Source organism: Serratia sp. CY33525 (assembly GCF_052169115.1).
Taxonomy (GTDB): Bacteria; Pseudomonadota; Gammaproteobacteria; order Enterobacterales; family Enterobacteriaceae; genus Serratia; species Serratia sarumanii.
In genome coordinates this window covers 22,894-39,685 of record NZ_JBJNLK010000006.1, presented here as the reverse complement: position 1 = coordinate 39,685, position 16,792 = coordinate 22,894, and the positions used below count along the sequence as shown (strand labels likewise).

Here is a 16,792-nt window from a genome sequence, read left to right as displayed (position 1 = left end):
ATTAGGGTGGGGCGCGGCTCGCTGCGCCCGGCGGTCGGCTTGCCGGCCCCGTCTCCCTTTACCCGCCGGTTCTCCGCCGGCGGGTTTCGCAGCCAAGGGTTCAGAGTATGTCAGAGCAACTCCTCTATTTTCTGCAGCAGATGTTCAACGGCTTAACGTTGGGCAGCACCTATGCATTGATCGCCATCGGTTACACCATGGTTTACGGTATCATCGGCATGATCAACTTCGCCCACGGCGAGGTGTACATGATCGGCAGCTATGTCTCCTTTATCGTTATCGCCGCCCTGATGATGCTCGGCATCGACGTCGGCTGGTTGCTGATCGGTGCCGCGTTTCTGGTCTCGATCGTCATCGCCAGCGCCTACGGCTGGAGCATCGAGCGGGTGGCCTACAAGCCGGTGCGCAACTCCAAGCGCCTGATTGCGCTGATCTCGGCCATCGGCATGTCGATATTCCTGCAAAACTACGTCAGCCTGACGCAGGGCTCACGCGATCTGGCGCTGCCCAGCCTGGTGACCGGCCAGTGGGTGCTGGGGGAAAGCAACGGCTTCGCTGCCACCATCAGCACCATGCAGCTGACCATCTGGCTCGTGACCTTCCTGGCGATGCTGGCGCTGACGCTGTTTATCCGCTATTCGCGCATGGGCCGCGCCTGCCGCGCCTGTGCGGAAGACCTGAAGATGGCCAGCCTGCTGGGCATCAACACTGACCGGGTGATCTCGCTGACCTTCGTCATCGGGGCGGTGATGGCGGCGGTGGCCGGGGTGTTGCTCGGCCAGTTCTACGGCGTCATCAACCCTTACATCGGGTTTATGGCCGGCATGAAAGCCTTCACCGCCGCGGTCCTGGGCGGCATCGGCAGCATTCCCGGCGCGATGATCGGCGGCCTGGTGCTGGGCGTGGCGGAAGCGCTGACCTCCGCCTACCTGAGCACCGAATACAAAGACGTGGTGTCGTTCGCGTTGCTGATCGTGGTGCTGCTGATCATGCCGACCGGCATCCTCGGGCGTCCGGAGGTTGAGAAAGTATGAAACTCAATCTGCTCAATGCGCTGATCGCCACGGCGGTGCTGTTCGTGATGGCGTCGTTCCTGATGGGCATGCAGCTTAGCCTGGACGGCACCAAGCTGGTGGTGCACGGCGCGGCGGAAGTGCGCTGGATGTGGATCGGCATCGGCTGCGTCATCGTCTTTTTCTTCCAGCTGTTGCGCCCGCTGCTGCAGCAGGGATTGAAAAAAGTCTCCGGCCCGGCGTTCGTGCTGCCGAGCTTCGACGGCACCACGCCGCGGCAAAAGCTGCTGGCGGCTCTGCTCATCGTCGCGGCGGTCGCCTGGCCGTTCCTGGTATCGCGCGGCACGGTGGATATCGCCACCCTGACGCTGATCTACGTGATGCTGGGCCTCGGCCTCAACGTGGTGGTGGGCTTGTCCGGCTTGCTGGTGCTCGGCTACGGTGGTTTCTACGCCATCGGCGCTTACACCTACGCGCTGCTGAATCACTATTACGGCCTCGGCTTCTGGGAGAGCCTGCCGCTGGCGGGCATCGTCACCGCCGCCTTCGGCTTCCTGCTCGGTTTCCCGGTGCTGCGGCTGCGCGGCGACTATCTGGCGATCGTGACGCTCGGCTTCGGTGAGATCGTGCGCATCCTGCTACTGAACAATACCGAGATCACCGGCGGGCCGAACGGCATCAGCCAGATCCCGAAACCGACCTTTTTCGGCCTGGAGTTCAACCGCAGCGTGCGCGACGGCGGTTGGGATACCTTCCATAACTTCTTCGGCCTGAAATACGATCCGAGCGATCGCATCATATTCCTGTATCTGGTGGCGCTGCTGCTGGTGGTGCTGACGCTGTTCGTCATCAACCGCCTGCTGCGCATGCCGCTGGGGCGCGCCTGGGAAGCGCTGCGCGAAGACGAGATCGCCTGCCGCTCGCTGGGCCTCAGCCCGACGCGCATCAAGCTGACCGCCTTTACCATCAGCGCCGCTTTCGCCGGGTTTGCCGGCACGCTGTTCGCCGCGCGCCAGGGCTTCGTCAGCCCGGAATCTTTCACCTTCGTCGAATCGGCCTTCGTGTTGGCGATCGTCGTACTGGGGGGCATGGGCTCGCAGTTCGCGGTCATTCTGGCGGCGATCCTGCTGGTGGTGTCGCGCGAACTGATGCGCGATCTGAATGAATACAGCATGTTGCTGCTGGGTGCGCTGATGGTGTTGATGATGATTTGGCGGCCGCAGGGGCTGCTGCCGATGAAACGGCCGCAGCTGAAGCTGCAGGCGGCGGACATTCAGGCGGGCAAGGGGGAGCAGGCATGAGCGTTCAACCTTTACTGCAGGTGGAGGGCCTGTCGATGCGTTTCGGCGGGCTGCTGGCGGTCAACAACGTGGCGTTGACGCTGAACGAAGGCGAAATCGTGTCGCTGATCGGCCCCAACGGCGCCGGTAAGACCACGGTGTTCAACTGCCTGACCGGTTTTTACCGCCCGACCGGCGGCACCATCAAATTGCGCGATCGCCACCTGGAAGGGCTGGCGGGGCAGGCCATCGCCCGCATGGGCGTGGTGCGCACCTTCCAGCACGTGCGGCTGTTCCGTGAAATGACGGTGATCGAGAACCTGCTGGTGGCGCAGCATCAGCACCTGAAAAGCGGCGTGTTTGCCGGGTTGCTGAAAACCCCGGCCTTCCGCCGCGCCGAAGCCGAGGCGCTGACGCACGCGGCGGAGTGGCTGGAGCGCGTCGGCCTGCTGGAGATGGCCAACCGTTCTGCGGGCAACCTGGCCTACGGGCAGCAGCGGCGGCTGGAGATCGCCCGCTGCATGGTGACCCGGCCGGAGCTGCTGATGCTGGACGAACCGGCCGCCGGCCTCAACCCGAAAGAGACCGACGAGCTGGACCACCTGATCGTCGAGCTGCGCGATCGGCATAAGGTATCGGTGCTGCTGATCGAGCACGACATGAAGCTGGTGATGGGCATCTCCGACCGCATTTATGTGGTGAATCAGGGCACGCCGCTGGCGCAGGGCACACCGGCGGAGATCCGCAACAACCCGGACGTGATCCGGGCTTATTTGGGCGAAGAATAATATGTTGTCATTCAATCAGGTATCCGCCCATTACGGCAAAATTCAGGCGCTGCATCAGGTCAGTCTCACGATAAGCCAGGGCGAAATCGTGACGTTAATCGGCGCCAACGGCGCCGGTAAAACCACGCTGCTCGGCACTCTGTGCGGTGAGCCGCGCGCCAGCGAAGGCAGCATCGTCTTTCAGGATCAGGACATCACCCAGTGGCAAACCTCGCGCATCATGCGCGAAGCGGTGGCGATCGTGCCGGAAGGGCGGCGCGTCTTCTCGCGCATGACGGTGGAAGAAAACCTGGCGATGGGCGGCTTCTTCGCCGATCGCCGGCAGTATCAACAGCGCATCGAACGGGTGTTCACTCTGTTCCCGCGCCTGCTGGAGCGCCGAAGCCAGCGCGCCGGCACCATGTCCGGCGGCGAACAGCAGATGTTGGCCATCGGCCGCGCGCTGATGAGCCAGCCGAAGCTGCTGCTGCTCGACGAGCCCTCGCTCGGGCTGGCGCCGATCATCATCCAGCAGATCTTCGACATCATTCAGCAGCTGCGGGAAGAGGGCATGACCATCTTCCTGGTGGAGCAAAACGCCAATCAGGCGCTGAAATTGGCGGACCGCGGTTATGTGCTGGAAAACGGCCGCGTGGTGTTGGAAGATACGGGGGCTGCATTGTTAGCCAACGAAGCAGTGAGGTCGGCGTATCTGGGCGGTTAATCCGCCCCCCTACGAATTAAAATAATCAGGTACGAGAAGAAGAAATGAAGACAGAAGGGTTACTCGCGCAGCGCATCGTTAACGTAAAAAGTTCGGCCATCCGTGAATTGCTTAAACACAGCAAGATGGAACACGTCATTTCGCTGGCGGGCGGCATCCCCTCTGATGCGCTGTTCGATTTCGAAGGATTGAGCATCGCCACCCAGCAGGCGATCACCGAACAGCCGAAAAGCGCGTTCCAGTATGGCCTGACCGAGGGCAGCCCGCTGCTGCGTGAGCGCATTTGCGCGCTGTGCGCCGAGCGCGGCGTCACCGCGCGCGCGGAAGAGGTGATGGTCACCGCCGGCTCGCAGCAGGCATTGGATTTGGTGATGCGCGCCATCGTCAACCCCGGCGACGTGTTCGTGGTGGAGCGCCCGACCTACCTGGCGGCGCTGCAAACGCTGGAGCTGGCGGAAGCCAACATCATGTCGGTCTCGTCAGACTGCGACGGTATGGTGGTGGAAGAGCTGGCCGAGCTGCTGAAAACCCAGCGCATCAAGGGCGTGTACGTGGTGCCGAACTTCGGCAACCCCAGCGGCATCACCCTGAGCGCCGCGCGCCGCGAACTGCTGGTGAAGCTGGCCGCCGAACATAATTTCCTGATCATCGAAGACGATCCGTACGGCGAGCTGCGTTTCACCGAAGAGCGCCACCCGACGCTGCATCAGGTGTCGCAGCGGGTGCTGGGCAACACCGACCACATCATTTATACCTCGACCTTCTCCAAGATCCTGGCGCCGGGTCTGCGGTTGGGCTGGGCGATCCTGCCGCCGTTCCTGCTGCATAAAGTGGCGATCATCAAGCAGGCGGCGGATCTGCACGCCAGCGCGCTGTCGCAGAGCATCGTCGAATGCTACCTCGGCCTGGATCGCCTGCCGGCGCAGATCGACAAGATCCGCGCCGCCTACAAACAGAAGGGCGAGATCCTGGCCGGATTGGTGGAGCAGGAGCTGGGCGACTACATCACCTTCGATAAGCCGAAGGGCGGCATGTTCCTGTGGGCGCGTTTCCGCCAGCCGTTCAACGCCACCGAATGGCTGAATACCACGCTGCAGCAGGGCGTGGTGTTCGTGCCGGGGGAATACTTCTTCTCCGACAACCCGGATCGTTCGACCTTCCGCCTGTCGTTCGCCACCGCCACCGAGCAACAAATGCAGGAAGCGGTGGCGCGCCTGCGCCGTTCGCTGTAATCCCCGCGGCGGCGGAGACCATGCCCGCCGCCGACATCAAACTGCCATCTTCACTTCACTCTCCTGTCACATGGCTGTCACTTTTTAGTTATTTTTCTGTCATCCGCGCATGGCATGTTAGCTTCCGAACAAAAAACTGATTCTTTTCGCTCACGCGCTTTTACACCAGCTTTTTTCAGGAGTTAGGCATGCTCACCTACGCTATTCGCAAAACCACGCTGTGCGTCGCATTGACCCTGGCGGTCAGCACTCAGGCGCTGGCGGCGACCGAGATCCCGTTCTGGCATTCGATGGAAGGCGAACTGGGTAAGGAAGTGGACTCCCTGGCGGATCGCTTCAACCAGTCGCACAGCGACGTCAAGATTGTGCCGGTTTACAAAGGCAACTACGAACAGAGCCTGGCGGCGGGCATCGCCGCTTACCGCTCCGGCAAGGCGCCGGCGATCCTGCAGGTTTACGAGGTGGGCACCGCCACCATGATGGCCAGCAAGGCCATCAAACCGGTCTATGAAGTGTTTAAAGAGGCCGGCATCAACTTCGACGAGTCGGTGTTCGTGCCGACGGTAGCCGGCTATTACACCGACAACAAGAGCGGCCATCTGCTATCGCAGCCGTTCAACAGCTCCACGCCGGTGCTGTACTACAATAAAGACGCCTTCAAGAAGGCCGGCCTGAACCCGGATCAGCCGCCGAAAACCTGGCAAGAGCTGGCGGCGGATACCGCCAAACTGCGTGAGGCCGGCATGAAGTGCGGCTACGCCAGCGGCTGGCAGGGCTGGATCCAGCTGGAGAACTTCAGCGCCTGGCACGGCGTGCCGTTCGCCAGCGAAAACAACGGTTTCGGCGGCACCAACGCCAAGCTGGAGTTCAACAAGCCGCTGCAGGTCAAGCATATCGCGCTGCTTGAAGCGATGAACAAGAAGGGCGATTTCACCTACTTCGGCCGCAAAGACGAATCCACCGAGAAGTTTTATAACGGCGACTGCGCCATCACCACCGCGTCATCCGGTTCGCTGGCGGACATCAAGCACTACGCCAAATTCAACTACGGTGTCGGCATGATGCCGTACGACGCCGATGCGAAAAACGCGCCGCAGAACGCCATCATCGGCGGGGCCAGCCTGTGGGTGATGAACGGCAAAGACGCCGCCACCTACAAGGGCGTGGCCGAGTTCCTGCAGTACCTGGCGCAGCCGGAAATCGCCGCCGAATGGCACCAGAAGACCGGCTATCTGCCGATCACCACCGCGGCTTACGATCTGACCAAGCAGCAGGGCTTCTACGACAAGAACCCGGGGGCCGACGTCGCCACTCGCCAGATGCTGAACAAGCCGCCGTTGCCGTTCACCAAGGGCCTGCGCCTCGGCAACATGCCGCAGATCCGCAGCGTGGTGGATGAGGAGCTGGAAGGCGTATGGACCGGCAAGAAAACGCCTCAGCAGGCGTTGGACGCCGCCGTGCAGCGCGGTGACGTGCTGCTGCGCCGTTTCGAAGCATCGACCAAGTAACCCTGCGTCGCGGGCCCGGCAGACCGGGCTTGCGTCTTCACGCCGATCCTTCCGTACCCGATTAATGGTTTAACTGCTATGTCATCTTCCCGTCCCGGTTTCGGCTGCAGCTGGTTGCCCTATGCGTTGGTGCTGCCGCAGCTGCTGATTACCGCCGTCTTCTTTTTATGGCCCGCCGGCGAGGCGCTGTGGTATTCGGTGCAGAGTCTCGATCCGTTCGGCCTGTCCAGCCAGTTTGTCGGGCTGGATAACTTTAAGCAGCTGTTTCAGGATCCTTACTACCTCGACTCGTTCTACACCACGCTGATCTTCAGCTTCCTGGTGGCGGGCATCGGGCTGGCGGTTTCGCTGTTCTTCGCCGCGCTGGTGGACTACGTGCTGCGCGGCAGCCGCCTCTATCGCACGCTGATGATCCTGCCCTATGCGGTGGCGCCGGCGGTGGCGGCGGTATTGTGGATCTTTCTGTTCAACCCCGGCCTGGGGTTGATCACCCATTTCCTCAACGGGCTGGGCTATAACTGGAACCATGCGCAAAACAGCGGCCAGGCGATGTTCCTGGTGGTGCTGGCCTCGGTATGGCAGCAGATAAGCTATAACTTCCTGTTTTTCCTCGCGGCGCTGCAGTCGATCCCGCGCTCGCTGGTGGAGGCGGCGGCCATCGACGGCGCCGGCCCGATACGGCGTTTCTTCCATCTGGTGCTGCCGCTGATCGCGCCGGTGAGCTTCTTCCTGCTGGTGGTCAATCTGGTGTACGCCTTCTTCGATACCTTCCCGGTGATCGACGCCGCCACAGGCGGCGGGCCGGTGCAGTCCACCACCACGTTGATCTACAAGATCTACCGCGAAGGCTTCGCCGGATTGGATCTCTCCAGCTCCGCCGCGCAGTCGGTGATCCTGATGCTGCTGGTGATCGGCCTGACGGTGATCCAGTTCCGCTTCGTTGAACGTAAGGTGCGCTATCAATGATTGAGAATCGACGCGGGCTGGATATCTTCAGCCATGTGATGCTGATTATCGGCGTGCTGGTGGTGCTGTTCCCGCTGTACGTGGCCTTTGTCGCCGCCACGCTGGACGACAAGCAGGTGTTTCAGGTGCCGATGACGCTGGTGCCCGGCGGCCACCTGTGGGAGAACATCCGCAATATCTGGCAGGGCGGCGTGGGCAACCTCAAGGTGCCGTTCTCGCTGCTGCTGCTGAACAGCGTGATCATGGCGCTGGCGATCACCTTCGGCAAGATCGCGGTGTCGGTGCTGTCGGCTTACGCCATCGTGTACTTCCGCTTCCCGCTGCGCAGCCTGTTCTTCTGGCTGATTTTCCTCACCCTGATGCTGCCGGTGGAGGTGCGTATCTTCCCGACGGTGGAGGTGATCTCCAACCTCAACCTGCTGGACAGCTACACCGGCCTGACGCTGCCGCTGATGGCCTCGGCCACCGCGACCTTCCTGCTGCGCCAGTTCTTCATGACGCTGCCGGATGAGCTGCTGGAGGCGGCGCGTATCGACGGCGCCGGGCCGATGCGTTTCTTCTGGGACATCGTGCTGCCGCTGTCGAAAACCAATCTGGCGGCGCTGTTCGTCATCACCTTTATCTACGGCTGGAACCAATACCTGTGGCCGATCCTGATCACCAGCGACGCCTCGATGGGCACCGCGGTGGCGGGCATCAAGAGCATGATCTCCACCTCCGGCGCGCCGACCCAGTGGAACCAGGTGATGGCGGCGATGATTCTGACTTTATTGCCACCGCTGGCGGTGGTGCTTCTGATGCAGCGCTGGTTTGTGCGCGGTCTGGTTGATAGCGAGAAATAACGACGATGGCAGGATTAAAACTACAGGCGGTCACCAAGTCTTACGACGGTAAAACGCCGGTGATCAAACAGATCGACCTCGACGTGGCGGACGGCGAATTCATCGTGATGGTCGGCCCGTCCGGCTGCGGCAAATCCACGCTGCTGCGGATGGTGGCCGGGCTGGAACGCACCACCAGCGGCGATATCTATATCGATACCCGGCGCGTGACCGATCTGGAACCCAAGGATCGCGGCATCGCGATGGTGTTCCAGAACTACGCGCTCTATCCGCACATGAGCGTGTACGACAACATGGCCTACGGCCTCAAGATCCGCGGTTTCGGCAAGGATCATATCCGCCAGCGGGTGGAAGAAGCGGCACGCATCCTGGAGCTGGAGCCGCTGCTCAAACGCAAACCGCGCGAGCTTTCCGGCGGCCAGCGCCAGCGCGTGGCGATGGGGCGCGCCATCGTGCGCGAACCGGCGGTATTCCTGTTCGATGAGCCGCTGTCCAACCTGGACGCCAAGCTGCGGGTGCAGATGCGCCTGGAGCTGCAACAGCTGCACCGCCGTCTGAAAACCACCAGCCTGTACGTGACCCACGATCAGGTGGAGGCGATGACGCTGGCGCAGCGGGTGATCGTAATGAACAAGGGCGTGGCGGAGCAGATCGGCACCCCGAGCGAGGTGTATCAGCGGCCGGCTTCGCTGTTCGTCGCCGGCTTTATCGGATCGCCGGCGATGAATCTGCTGCCAGGCACCCTGAGCGCCGACGGCGGCCAGCTGCTGCTGGCGGACGGCATGGCGCTGCCGTTGCCGGTGGCCAAACCGCAGTGGGCGGGGCGGCCGTTGACGTTGGGCATTCGGCCGGAGCATATTCAGTTGGTGGCGCAAGGCCAGGGCGTGCCGCTGCAGCTGCAGACGCTGGAGCTGCTGGGGGCCGATAATCTGGCGCACGGCCAGTGGGGCGGCCACGGGGTGATCGTGCGGCTGTCGCATGAAACCTTGCCGGCGGCGGGCAGTACGCTATATTTGCAGCTGCCTGCTCAGGCGCTGCACTTCTTTGACACCGACAGCGGATTACGGATGGATTGATGACCAGACACTGGCCTTACCCTCATATTGTCGCCCACCGCGGCGGCGGTTCTCTGGCGCCGGAAAACACCCTGGCGGCGATCGACGTCGGCGCGCGCCACGGCCACAAGATGATCGAGTTCGATGCCAAGCTGGCGCAGGACGGGCAAATTTTCCTGCTGCACGACGACACGCTGGATCGCACCAGCAACGGCTGGGGCGTGGCGGGCGAGCTGCCGTGGGACAAACTGGTGCAGCTGGACGCCGGCAACTGGTACAGCTCGGCCTTCAAGGGCGAGCGGCTGCCGCTGCTGTCGGAGGTGGCAGAACGCTGCCAGGAACACGGTCTGATGGCCAATATCGAGATCAAGCCGACCACCGGCAGCGACGATGAAACCGGCCGGGTGGTGGCGCTGGCGGCGCGGCTGCTGTGGCAAGGGCAGACCGATCCGCTGCTTTCTTCCTTCTCGGTGGACGCGCTGGCGGCGGCGCAGCGCACCGTGCCGGATTTGCCGCGCGGCCTGCTGCTGGAGGACTGGGACGACAACTGGCGCGAGCTGACCGAACGCCTGGATTGCGTCTCGCTGCATATCGATCACAAAGCGCTGACCGCCGAGCGGGTAAAAGCGTTGAAAGACGCCGGGCTGCGCATTCTGGTGTATACCGTCAACCAGCCGGATCGCGCGCGCCTGCTGCTCGACTGGGGCGTTGACTGCATTTGCACCGACCGGATAGATTTAATCGGCCCGGATTTTTAATCCGGCGCCGATGAATCCCGCGACGACAAGCCTTGCCGCCGCACCACCGGAAGGAATGCGATGCCTGGCTTTATGATGTCACTGTGGCACCAGATCGTGCTGTCTTTACCGCTGTTTGTGCTGATCGCGTTGGGTTATGGGCTGATTCGCTGGGGGAAATGGCCTGCCGGCATCACCGATGGCCTGACGCGCTTCGTGTTTTCCCTCGCCTTGCCCGCCATGCTGTTTCGCATGATGTGCGACTTCTCGCAGCGCCCGGCGGTCGACGCCCGGCTGCTGATCGCGTTTTTCGGCAGTTGCCTGATCGTGTTCGTGCTCGGCCGTCTCGTCGCCCGGCACCTCTTTCGGCTGGATGGCGTCGCCGGATCGGTGTTTGCGCTGGGCGGCATTTTCTCCAATAACGTGATGCTCGGCTTGCCGATCGCCGGCGTAATGCTGGGGGAGGCGGCGATCCCGTCGGTGGCGCTGGTGCTGGTGTTCAACGGCCTGATCCTGTGGACGCTGGTGACGGTGTCGATCGAATGGGCGCGCAACGGCTCGCCGACGCTGAGCGGTTTCGTTAAAACCGCGCGCAGCGTGCTGACCAATCCGCTGATCGTCGGCATTCTGTCCGGCACCCTGTTCAGCCTGACCGGCCTGCCGCTGCCGACCTTCGTCGATCGGCCGATCAGCATGCTCGGCCAGGTGGCGGCGCCGCTGTCGCTGGTGGTGCTTGGCATGGGGCTGGCGGAGTACCGCATCGGCGAAGGCTGGCGGCTGAGCAGCGCCATCTGCGTGCTGAAACTGCTGGTGCAGCCATTAGTGATTTGGCTGCTGGCCTGGATGATGGATCTGCCGCCGATGGAAACCCGCGTTGTGGTGCTGCTGGGCTCGATGGCGGTGGGGGTGAACGTCTACCTGATGTCGCGCCAGTTCAATACGCTCACCGGCCCGGCCGCCACCAGCCTGGTGATGTCCACCGTGCTGGCGGCGATCACTACGCCGCTGATCCTCACCGTTATGGGCGTGCGGGCGTAGCCGGCATCGGCGCCTGCGGCACCGCCGGCGCGGTGCGATTGAACGGATCGCGCGGCTGGTTGCCGTTGGGCAGCAGCTGCCCGCCGTTCGGCGTGGTTTGCAACAGCTGCTGCCGTTGATTGTCGAACTGCCGTTGCTGCTGCAGGCGGCGTTGATCCATCTGCCGATTGTTCAACAGGCGCTGTTGCTGAGCCTGTTGGCTGTTTTGGTTGAGCAACTGCTGCTGTGAGCGCAGGTCGGTTACGCCGTTGGCCGCCGCAGCAAGGCCGGGCAGCCACAGCAGAACAAACAGGATGTGAGAAGTTTTCATAATGGTTACCTCGCCTTTTTATTAAGCCTAACCCAACGGTGAAATTTTGCCGGTAGTTTGTCTTTTGTTCAGATGTAAACCGCCTTTTCGCCAACGCGGCGCGCATCTTCCGTTACAATCGCCCTTTCGGTCTTTTTAGGGTGAACCCATCGTGCTGCTTTTGGTTATAACCACCATCCTGTGGGCGTTTTCTTTCAGCCTGATTGGCGAGTACCTGGCGGGCCAGGTCGACAGCGGGTTCTCGGCGCTGGTGCGCATCGGGCTGGCGGCGTTGGTGTTCCTGCCGTTTCTGCGCTGGCGCAATATCAAGCCCAGGGTGATCCTGCTGTATATGCTGGTGGGCGCCTTCCAACTGGGCATCATGTACCTGTTCAGCTTCCGCGCCTATCTCTACCTGACGGTGCCCGAATTCCTGCTGTTCACCGTGCTGACGCCGCTGTACATCACCTTGATCTACGATTTGCTGAGCGGCCGGCGTCTGCGGTGGGGCTACGTATTCAGCGCGCTGCTGGCGGTGCTGGGCGCGGCGATCATCCGCTATCACCAGCTGAGCGAACACTTTTGGTGGGGGCTGCTGTTGGTGCAGGCGGCGAATATCAGCTTCGCCATCGGCATGGTCGGCTATAAGCGCCTGATGGAAGTGCACCCCTTGCCGCAGCACACCGCCTTTTCCTGGTTCTACCTGGGGGCGGCGGTGGTGGCGGTGGTGGCCTGGTTCCTGTGGGGCAATCCGCAGCAACTGCCGACCACCAATCTGCAGTGGGGCGTGCTGATCTGGCTGGGCGTGGTGGCATCGGGGCTGGGCTACTTCATGTGGAACTATGGCGCGACGCAGGTGGATGCCGGCACGCTCGGCATCATGAACAACATGCATGTGCCGGCCGGTTTGTTGGTCAACCTGGCCATCTGGCAACAGCAACCGCATTGGCCGAGCTTTATCATCGGCGGGGCGGTGATCGTCGCTTCGCTGTGGGTGCATCGCCGCTGGGTGGCGCCGAAACGGCTCGGCTAAGCGGGCGGGCCACCCGGCACGTTTATACGTCGGCCGTCAACGCTTTGGCGCCGGCAGCGCCAGGGCGTGCCGCGTCGCGCACAAACGGCAGATGATCGCAGGCGTGCTGGCGGGCCGAGCGGATAAAGGCTTCGGTCACCGCCTGGCGCTGTTCGCCGTCGCGCACGGCGGCGTACAAGCGGCTCCACAGGCCGTCACCCAGGGTTTTGGTCACTATCAGCCCCTGTTGTTCGAAACTTTCCACCACCCAGTGCGGCAGCGCCGCAATCCCCATCCGCGCCGATACCATCTGGATCAGCAGCAGCGTGTTATCGACGTTCTTCAACGCCGGGCTAACGCCCGCCGGCTGCAGAAAATGCCGCCAGATATCCAGCCGCTGGCGCTGCACCGGGTAAATCAACAGCGTTTCGTCACTCAAGTCTGCCGGCTCGATGTGCGGCTTGCCGGCCAGCGGATGATCCGGCGCCAGCACCAGGCGTACCTCGAAATCAAACATCGGTGAATAGTGCAGGCCGCTGCGCGGCAGAATATCCGACGTCATCACCAGATCCAGCTCGCCCTGTTGCAAGGCCGGCTGCGGATCGAAAGTCACGCCGGAAGTAAAGTCCATCACCACCTGCGGGAAACGCCGGCGGAAGTTGTCCAGCGCCGGCGTCAGCCACTGAATGCAGCTGTGGCATTCGATGGCGATGCGCAGCGTGGTCTGATGCGGCTCGTGGCAGGCCTGCAGCGCCTGCTGGATCTGCGGCAGCACCTGCTCCGCCAGCTGCAGCAGGATCTCGCCCTGGGCGGTGAAGCGCAGGGGCTGGCTCTTGCGCACGAACAGCTTGAAGCCCAGACGTTGCTCAAGATCGCTGAACTGGTGCGACAGGGCAGACTGCGTCTGATGAAGTTGGGCCGCCGCCCCCGCCAACGAACCGCTGTTGCGCAGGGCCTGCAGCGTCCGTAAATGTTTCAGTTCGATCATGAGAGTCCTTCACATTGACAGTGAATAAATTGCGCTTGTGGTTAATACAGTACCTGCTGATTATGGATGTGTAAACATCTGGACGGCTAAATGGGGAATATGACGATGGCAATTTTGAATCACACACTGGGTTTTCCTCGCGTTGGGCTACGACGTGAGCTGAAAAAAGCTCAGGAAAGCTACTGGGCCGGCAACTCAACGCAGGAAGAGCTGTTGGCGGTTGGCCGCGAGCTGCGCGCTCGTCATTGGCAACAGCAACAGCAGGCCGGGGTGGATTTGGTGCCGGTCGGCGATTTCGCCTGGTACGATCATGTGTTGACCACCAGCCTGCTGCTGGGCAACGTGCCGGCGCGCCATCAGAATGCGGATGGCACGATCGATCTGGACACGCTGTTTCGCATCGGCCGTGGCCGCGCACCGACCGGCGAGCCGGCGGCCGCGGCGGAAATGACCAAATGGTTCAACACCAACTATCACTACATGGTGCCCGAATTCCAGCAAGGCCAGCAGTTCAAGCTGGGCTGGACTCAGTTGCTGGACGAAGTGGACGAAGCGCTGGCGCTCGGCCATCGCATCAAGCCGGTGCTGCTGGGCCCGGTGACCTATCTGTGGCTGGGTAAGGTGAAGGGCGAGCCGTTCGACCGCCTGTCGCTGCTGAAAGACATCCTGCCGGTTTACCAACAGGTGCTGGCCGAGCTGGCGAAACGCGGCGTCGAGTGGGTGCAAATTGATGAGCCTGCGCTGGTGCTGGAACTGCCGCAAGCCTGGCTGGATGCGTTCAAACCGGCTTACGACGCGCTGCAGGGGCAGGTGAAGCTGCTGCTGACCACGTATTTCGACAGCGTCGGCCACAACCTCGATACCGTCCGCACGCTGCCGGTGCAGGGGCTGCATGTCGATCTGGTCGCCGGCCATGACGATATCGCCGCGCTGAGCGCCGCATTGCCGCAAGACTGGCTGCTGTCGCTGGGGGTAATCAACGGGCGCAACGTCTGGCGCGCCGATCTGAGCCGCTGGTTCGAACGTCTGCAGCCGCTGGTGGGCAGCCGCCCACTGTGGATCGGCAGCTCCTGTTCGCTGCTGCACAGCCCGATCGATCTGAGCGTGGAAAGCCGTCTGGACGAAGAAGTGAAAAGCTGGTTCGCCTTCGCGCTGCAAAAATGCGCCGAGCTGGCGCTGTTGAGCTCGGCGCTGAACGCGCCTGACGCGACGAAACGGGCCGAACTGGACGCCTACAGCTCGCCGATCCGCGCCCGCCGTCAGTCGAGCCGCGTGCACAACCCACAGGTCGAGCGCCGCCTGGCGGCGATCACCGCGCAGGACAGCGAACGCCACAGCGCTTACGCCGAGCGCGCCAGGGCGCAGCGCGAACGTTTCAACCTGCCGGCCTGGCCGACCACCACCATCGGTTCGTTCCCGCAGACCACCGAGATCCGCGGCCTGCGTCTGGACTTCAAACAGGGCCGTTTGGACGGCAACAACTACCGCACCAGCATCGGTGAGCACATCAAACAGGCGATCGTCGAGCAGGAGCGCCTTGGGCTGGACGTGCTGGTGCACGGTGAAGCCGAGCGCAACGACATGGTGGAGTATTTCGGCGAGAACCTGGACGGCTTCGTGTTTACCCAGAATGGCTGGGTGCAGAGCTACGGCTCCCGCTGCGTGAAGCCGCCGGTGATCATCGGTGACGTCAGCCGCCCGGAAGCCATCACCGTCGAATGGGCCAAATTCGCCCAGTCGCTGACCGACAAGCCGGTGAAAGGCATGTTGACCGGGCCGGTGACCATCCTGTGCTGGTCGTTCCCGCGTGAAGACGTGACCCGCGAAGTGATTGCCAAGCAGATTGCGCTGGCGCTGCGCGATGAGGTGGAAGATCTGGAAAAAGCCGGCATCGGCATCATCCAGATCGACGAACCCGCGCTGCGCGAAGGGCTGCCGCTGCGCCAATCCGACTGGGCGGCGTACCTGAACTGGGCGGTGGACGCCTTCAAACTGAACGCCGCCGTGGCGCGGGACGACACCCAGATCCACACCCACATGTGTTACTGCGAGTTCAACGACATCATGGACTCCATCGCCGCGCTGGACGCCGACGTGATCACCATCGAGACCTCGCGTTCCGATATGGATCTGCTGGAAGCCTTCAAAGAGTTCGAATACCCGAACGAAATCGGACCGGGCGTCTACGATATCCACTCGCCGAACGTGCCGAGCGTGGAATGGATTGAAGCGCTGCTGCGTAAAGCGGCGCAGAACATCCCGGCGGAACGCCTGTGGGTTAACCCGGATTGCGGCCTGAAAACCCGCGGCTGGCCGGAAACCCGGCAGTCGCTGGCCAACATGGTATTGGCGGCACAGCGCCTGCGCGAGCAAGCGTGATGTCGTGCGGCGGATAAACCGCCGCTTATAGATTTACTGGTGTGATGATTGGGCGCTTCGGCGCCCTTTTTTATGCGAGGGAAATTATTTGACGCCGTGCTGGGCAAACCACGCCAGCATGCGCTGCCAGCCGTCCTCCGCCGCTTCGGCGTTGTAGCTGGGACGATAATCGGCGTTGAACGCATGCCCGACCTCGGGATACACCACGATTTCGGCCTCGGCGTTGGCGGCGCGGATCGCCTGACGCATGGTTTCCACCGTCTCCAGCGGGATGCCGCTGTCTTGCCCGCCATACAGCCCCAGCACCGGCGCCGACAGGTGGGTGGCGACATCGACCGGATGCTTCGGCGAGTTCAGCGTTTTCTCGCCGACCAGTTTGCCGTACCAGGCGACCGCCGCCTTCAACTGCGGGTTATGCGCCGCGTACAGCCAGGTGATGCGGCCGCCCCAGCAAAAACCGGTGATCGCCAGCTTGCCGGCGTCGCCGCCGTGGCGAATAGCCCAGTGCGCCGCGTGATCCAGATCCGACAGCACCTGACGATCCGGCACCTTGGTCACCAACTGCTGGAACAGCTCGCCGATATCGGTGTAGTCGTTGGCGTCGCCCTGGCGGAAATAGAGCTCGGGCGCGATCGCCAGATAGCCCTGCTTGGCCAGGCGGCGGCACAGATCCTGAATATGTTCATGGACGCCGAAGATTTCCTGCACCACCAGCACGATGGGGAAAGGGCCGCTCTGGTCGGCGGGTTTGGCGACGTAGGCCGGCAGCGCATCGCCTTGGGAAGGGATGGTCGTTTGCCCGGCGTGAATGCCCTGTTCGTCGGTGATAATCGCGGAGGCGGCCAATGGCGCGGCGGCCGGGGCGAATCCCCCCTGAGCCTGTTCTAATGTCATCACATGTTCGGTTTTCATTGCGGTCTCCGTGCAATAGAAAAAAGCGCTGAGATTAACTATAGGAAAGA

At 62.4% G+C, this 16,792-nt stretch carries 16 protein-coding genes; 13 read left to right on the top strand and 3 right to left on the bottom strand.

Translation table 11 applies throughout. From position 1 onward, the window contains the following. Nucleotides 1–107 precede the first annotated feature (107 nt). The 11 genes from livH (at nt 108) to ACJ8IM_RS15845 (ending at nt 11,162) form a co-directional block, all read left to right on the top strand. Nucleotides 108–1,034 carry a high-affinity branched-chain amino acid ABC transporter permease LivH gene (gene livH, locus ACJ8IM_RS15895; RefSeq protein WP_015376290.1) on the top strand — a complete coding sequence of 309 codons (927 nt, stop codon included), beginning with the start codon at nt 108–110 and terminating at the stop codon, nt 1,032–1,034. Next, a complete protein-coding gene (locus tag ACJ8IM_RS15890; RefSeq protein WP_033649658.1) occupies nt 1,031–2,314 on the top strand; it encodes a high-affinity branched-chain amino acid ABC transporter permease LivM in 1,284 nt (427 codons plus the stop codon). Before livH ends, ACJ8IM_RS15890 begins: the two co-directional genes overlap by 4 nt. Further along, nucleotides 2,311–3,081, top strand: a complete 771-nt coding sequence (gene livG, locus ACJ8IM_RS15885) for a high-affinity branched-chain amino acid ABC transporter ATP-binding protein LivG (RefSeq protein WP_033636686.1) — start codon at nt 2,311–2,313, stop codon at nt 3,079–3,081. Before ACJ8IM_RS15890 ends, livG begins: the two co-directional genes overlap by 4 nt. 1 nt (nt 3,082) lies before the next feature. Beyond that, the gene (gene livF, locus ACJ8IM_RS15880) at nt 3,083–3,784 is read left to right on the top strand and encodes a high-affinity branched-chain amino acid ABC transporter ATP-binding protein LivF (RefSeq protein ID WP_033649661.1); all 702 of its coding nucleotides are present in this window, start codon (nt 3,083–3,085) and stop codon (nt 3,782–3,784) included. A gap of 44 nt (nt 3,785–3,828) precedes the next feature. Next, nucleotides 3,829–5,016 carry an aminotransferase-like domain-containing protein gene (locus ACJ8IM_RS15875; protein ID WP_033655137.1) on the top strand — a complete coding sequence of 396 codons (1,188 nt, stop codon included), beginning with the start codon at nt 3,829–3,831 and terminating at the stop codon, nt 5,014–5,016. 188 nt (nt 5,017–5,204) lie between these two features. After that, complete coding sequence (ugpB, locus tag ACJ8IM_RS15870) at nt 5,205–6,524, top strand: sn-glycerol-3-phosphate ABC transporter substrate-binding protein UgpB (RefSeq protein WP_033636688.1); 1,320 nt, start codon at nt 5,205–5,207, stop codon at nt 6,522–6,524. 78 nt (nt 6,525–6,602) lie between these two features. After that, entirely contained in the window at nt 6,603–7,490 is an 888-nt protein-coding gene (ugpA, locus tag ACJ8IM_RS15865) for a sn-glycerol-3-phosphate ABC transporter permease UgpA (RefSeq protein WP_060423382.1), read from the top strand. Then, nucleotides 7,487–8,332, top strand: coding sequence for a sn-glycerol-3-phosphate ABC transporter permease UgpE (gene ugpE / locus ACJ8IM_RS15860; RefSeq protein ID WP_019455301.1), 846 nt, complete (start codon nt 7,487–7,489; stop codon nt 8,330–8,332). Before ugpA ends, ugpE begins: the two co-directional genes overlap by 4 nt. Nucleotides 8,333–8,337: 5 nt before the next feature. Further along, nucleotides 8,338–9,408, top strand: coding sequence for a sn-glycerol-3-phosphate import ATP-binding protein UgpC (locus ACJ8IM_RS15855; protein ID WP_033649662.1), 1,071 nt, complete (start codon nt 8,338–8,340; stop codon nt 9,406–9,408). Then, entirely contained in the window at nt 9,408–10,145 is a 738-nt protein-coding gene (gene ugpQ / locus ACJ8IM_RS15850; protein ID WP_033649663.1) for a glycerophosphodiester phosphodiesterase, read from the top strand. The genes ACJ8IM_RS15855 and ugpQ overlap by 1 nt, the downstream gene beginning before the upstream one ends. Before the next feature lie 60 nt (nt 10,146–10,205). Then, complete coding sequence (locus tag ACJ8IM_RS15845; protein WP_033655134.1) at nt 10,206–11,162, top strand: AEC family transporter; 957 nt, start codon at nt 10,206–10,208, stop codon at nt 11,160–11,162. Here the strand turns inward: ACJ8IM_RS15845 and ACJ8IM_RS15840 are convergent. After that, the gene (locus ACJ8IM_RS15840) at nt 11,143–11,472 is read right to left on the bottom strand and encodes a hypothetical protein (RefSeq protein WP_033649665.1); all 330 of its coding nucleotides are present in this window, start codon (nt 11,470–11,472) and stop codon (nt 11,143–11,145) included. The two genes, ACJ8IM_RS15845 and ACJ8IM_RS15840, sit on opposite strands and share 20 nt — an antisense overlap. A gap of 151 nt (nt 11,473–11,623) precedes the next feature. Between ACJ8IM_RS15840 and ACJ8IM_RS15835 the strand changes: the two genes are divergently transcribed. After that, nucleotides 11,624–12,484: a carboxylate/amino acid/amine transporter gene (locus tag ACJ8IM_RS15835; protein ID WP_033649666.1), complete on the top strand. Its 861-nt coding sequence runs from the start codon at nt 11,624–11,626 to the stop codon at nt 12,482–12,484. A 22-nt stretch (nt 12,485–12,506) separates the two neighbouring features. On the opposite strand, the gene metR is transcribed toward ACJ8IM_RS15835, so the two are convergent. Then, nucleotides 12,507–13,451, bottom strand: a complete 945-nt coding sequence (gene metR / locus ACJ8IM_RS15830; protein WP_033655133.1) for an HTH-type transcriptional regulator MetR — start codon at nt 13,449–13,451, stop codon at nt 12,507–12,509. A gap of 90 nt (nt 13,452–13,541) precedes the next feature. On the opposite strand from metR, the gene metE reads away from it, so the two are divergent. After that, nucleotides 13,542–15,830, top strand: a complete 2,289-nt coding sequence (gene metE / locus ACJ8IM_RS15825; RefSeq protein ID WP_080289932.1) for a 5-methyltetrahydropteroyltriglutamate--homocysteine S-methyltransferase — start codon at nt 13,542–13,544, stop codon at nt 15,828–15,830. Between the two features lie 84 nt (nt 15,831–15,914). Here metE and ACJ8IM_RS15820 read toward each other — a convergent pair whose 3' ends face one another. Further along, nucleotides 15,915–16,742, bottom strand: a complete 828-nt coding sequence (locus tag ACJ8IM_RS15820) for a dienelactone hydrolase family protein (RefSeq protein ID WP_033655132.1) — start codon at nt 16,740–16,742, stop codon at nt 15,915–15,917. Nucleotides 16,743–16,792 lie beyond the last annotated feature (50 nt).

Bases quoted from the DNA above. Each gene is read 5' to 3' on its own strand.
- ugpA (WP_060423382.1), top strand. From the start codon at position 6,603: ATGTCATCTTCCCGTCCCGGTTTCGGCTGCAGCTGGTTGCCCTATGCG.
- ugpB (WP_033636688.1), top strand. From the start codon at position 5,205: ATGCTCACCTACGCTATTCGCAAAACCACGCTGTGCGTCGCATTGACC.
- ACJ8IM_RS15875 (WP_033655137.1), top strand. From the start codon at position 3,829: ATGAAGACAGAAGGGTTACTCGCGCAGCGCATCGTTAACGTAAAAAGT.
- livG (WP_033636686.1), top strand. From the start codon at position 2,311: ATGAGCGTTCAACCTTTACTGCAGGTGGAGGGCCTGTCGATGCGTTTC.
- ACJ8IM_RS15855 (WP_033649662.1), top strand. From the start codon at position 8,338: ATGGCAGGATTAAAACTACAGGCGGTCACCAAGTCTTACGACGGTAAA.
- ugpE (WP_019455301.1), top strand. From the start codon at position 7,487: ATGATTGAGAATCGACGCGGGCTGGATATCTTCAGCCATGTGATGCTG.
- livF (WP_033649661.1), top strand. From the start codon at position 3,083: ATGTTGTCATTCAATCAGGTATCCGCCCATTACGGCAAAATTCAGGCG.
- ACJ8IM_RS15845 (WP_033655134.1), top strand. From the start codon at position 10,206: ATGCCTGGCTTTATGATGTCACTGTGGCACCAGATCGTGCTGTCTTTA.
- ACJ8IM_RS15820 (WP_033655132.1), bottom strand. From the start codon at position 16,742: ATGAAAACCGAACATGTGATGACATTAGAACAGGCTCAGGGGGGATTC.
- metE (WP_080289932.1), top strand. From the start codon at position 13,542: ATGGGGAATATGACGATGGCAATTTTGAATCACACACTGGGTTTTCCT.
- ugpQ (WP_033649663.1), top strand. From the start codon at position 9,408: ATGACCAGACACTGGCCTTACCCTCATATTGTCGCCCACCGCGGCGGC.
- ACJ8IM_RS15840 (WP_033649665.1), bottom strand. From the start codon at position 11,472: ATGAAAACTTCTCACATCCTGTTTGTTCTGCTGTGGCTGCCCGGCCTT.
- ACJ8IM_RS15890 (WP_033649658.1), top strand. From the start codon at position 1,031: ATGAAACTCAATCTGCTCAATGCGCTGATCGCCACGGCGGTGCTGTTC.
- metR (WP_033655133.1), bottom strand. From the start codon at position 13,451: ATGATCGAACTGAAACATTTACGGACGCTGCAGGCCCTGCGCAACAGC.
- livH (WP_015376290.1), top strand. From the start codon at position 108: ATGTCAGAGCAACTCCTCTATTTTCTGCAGCAGATGTTCAACGGCTTA.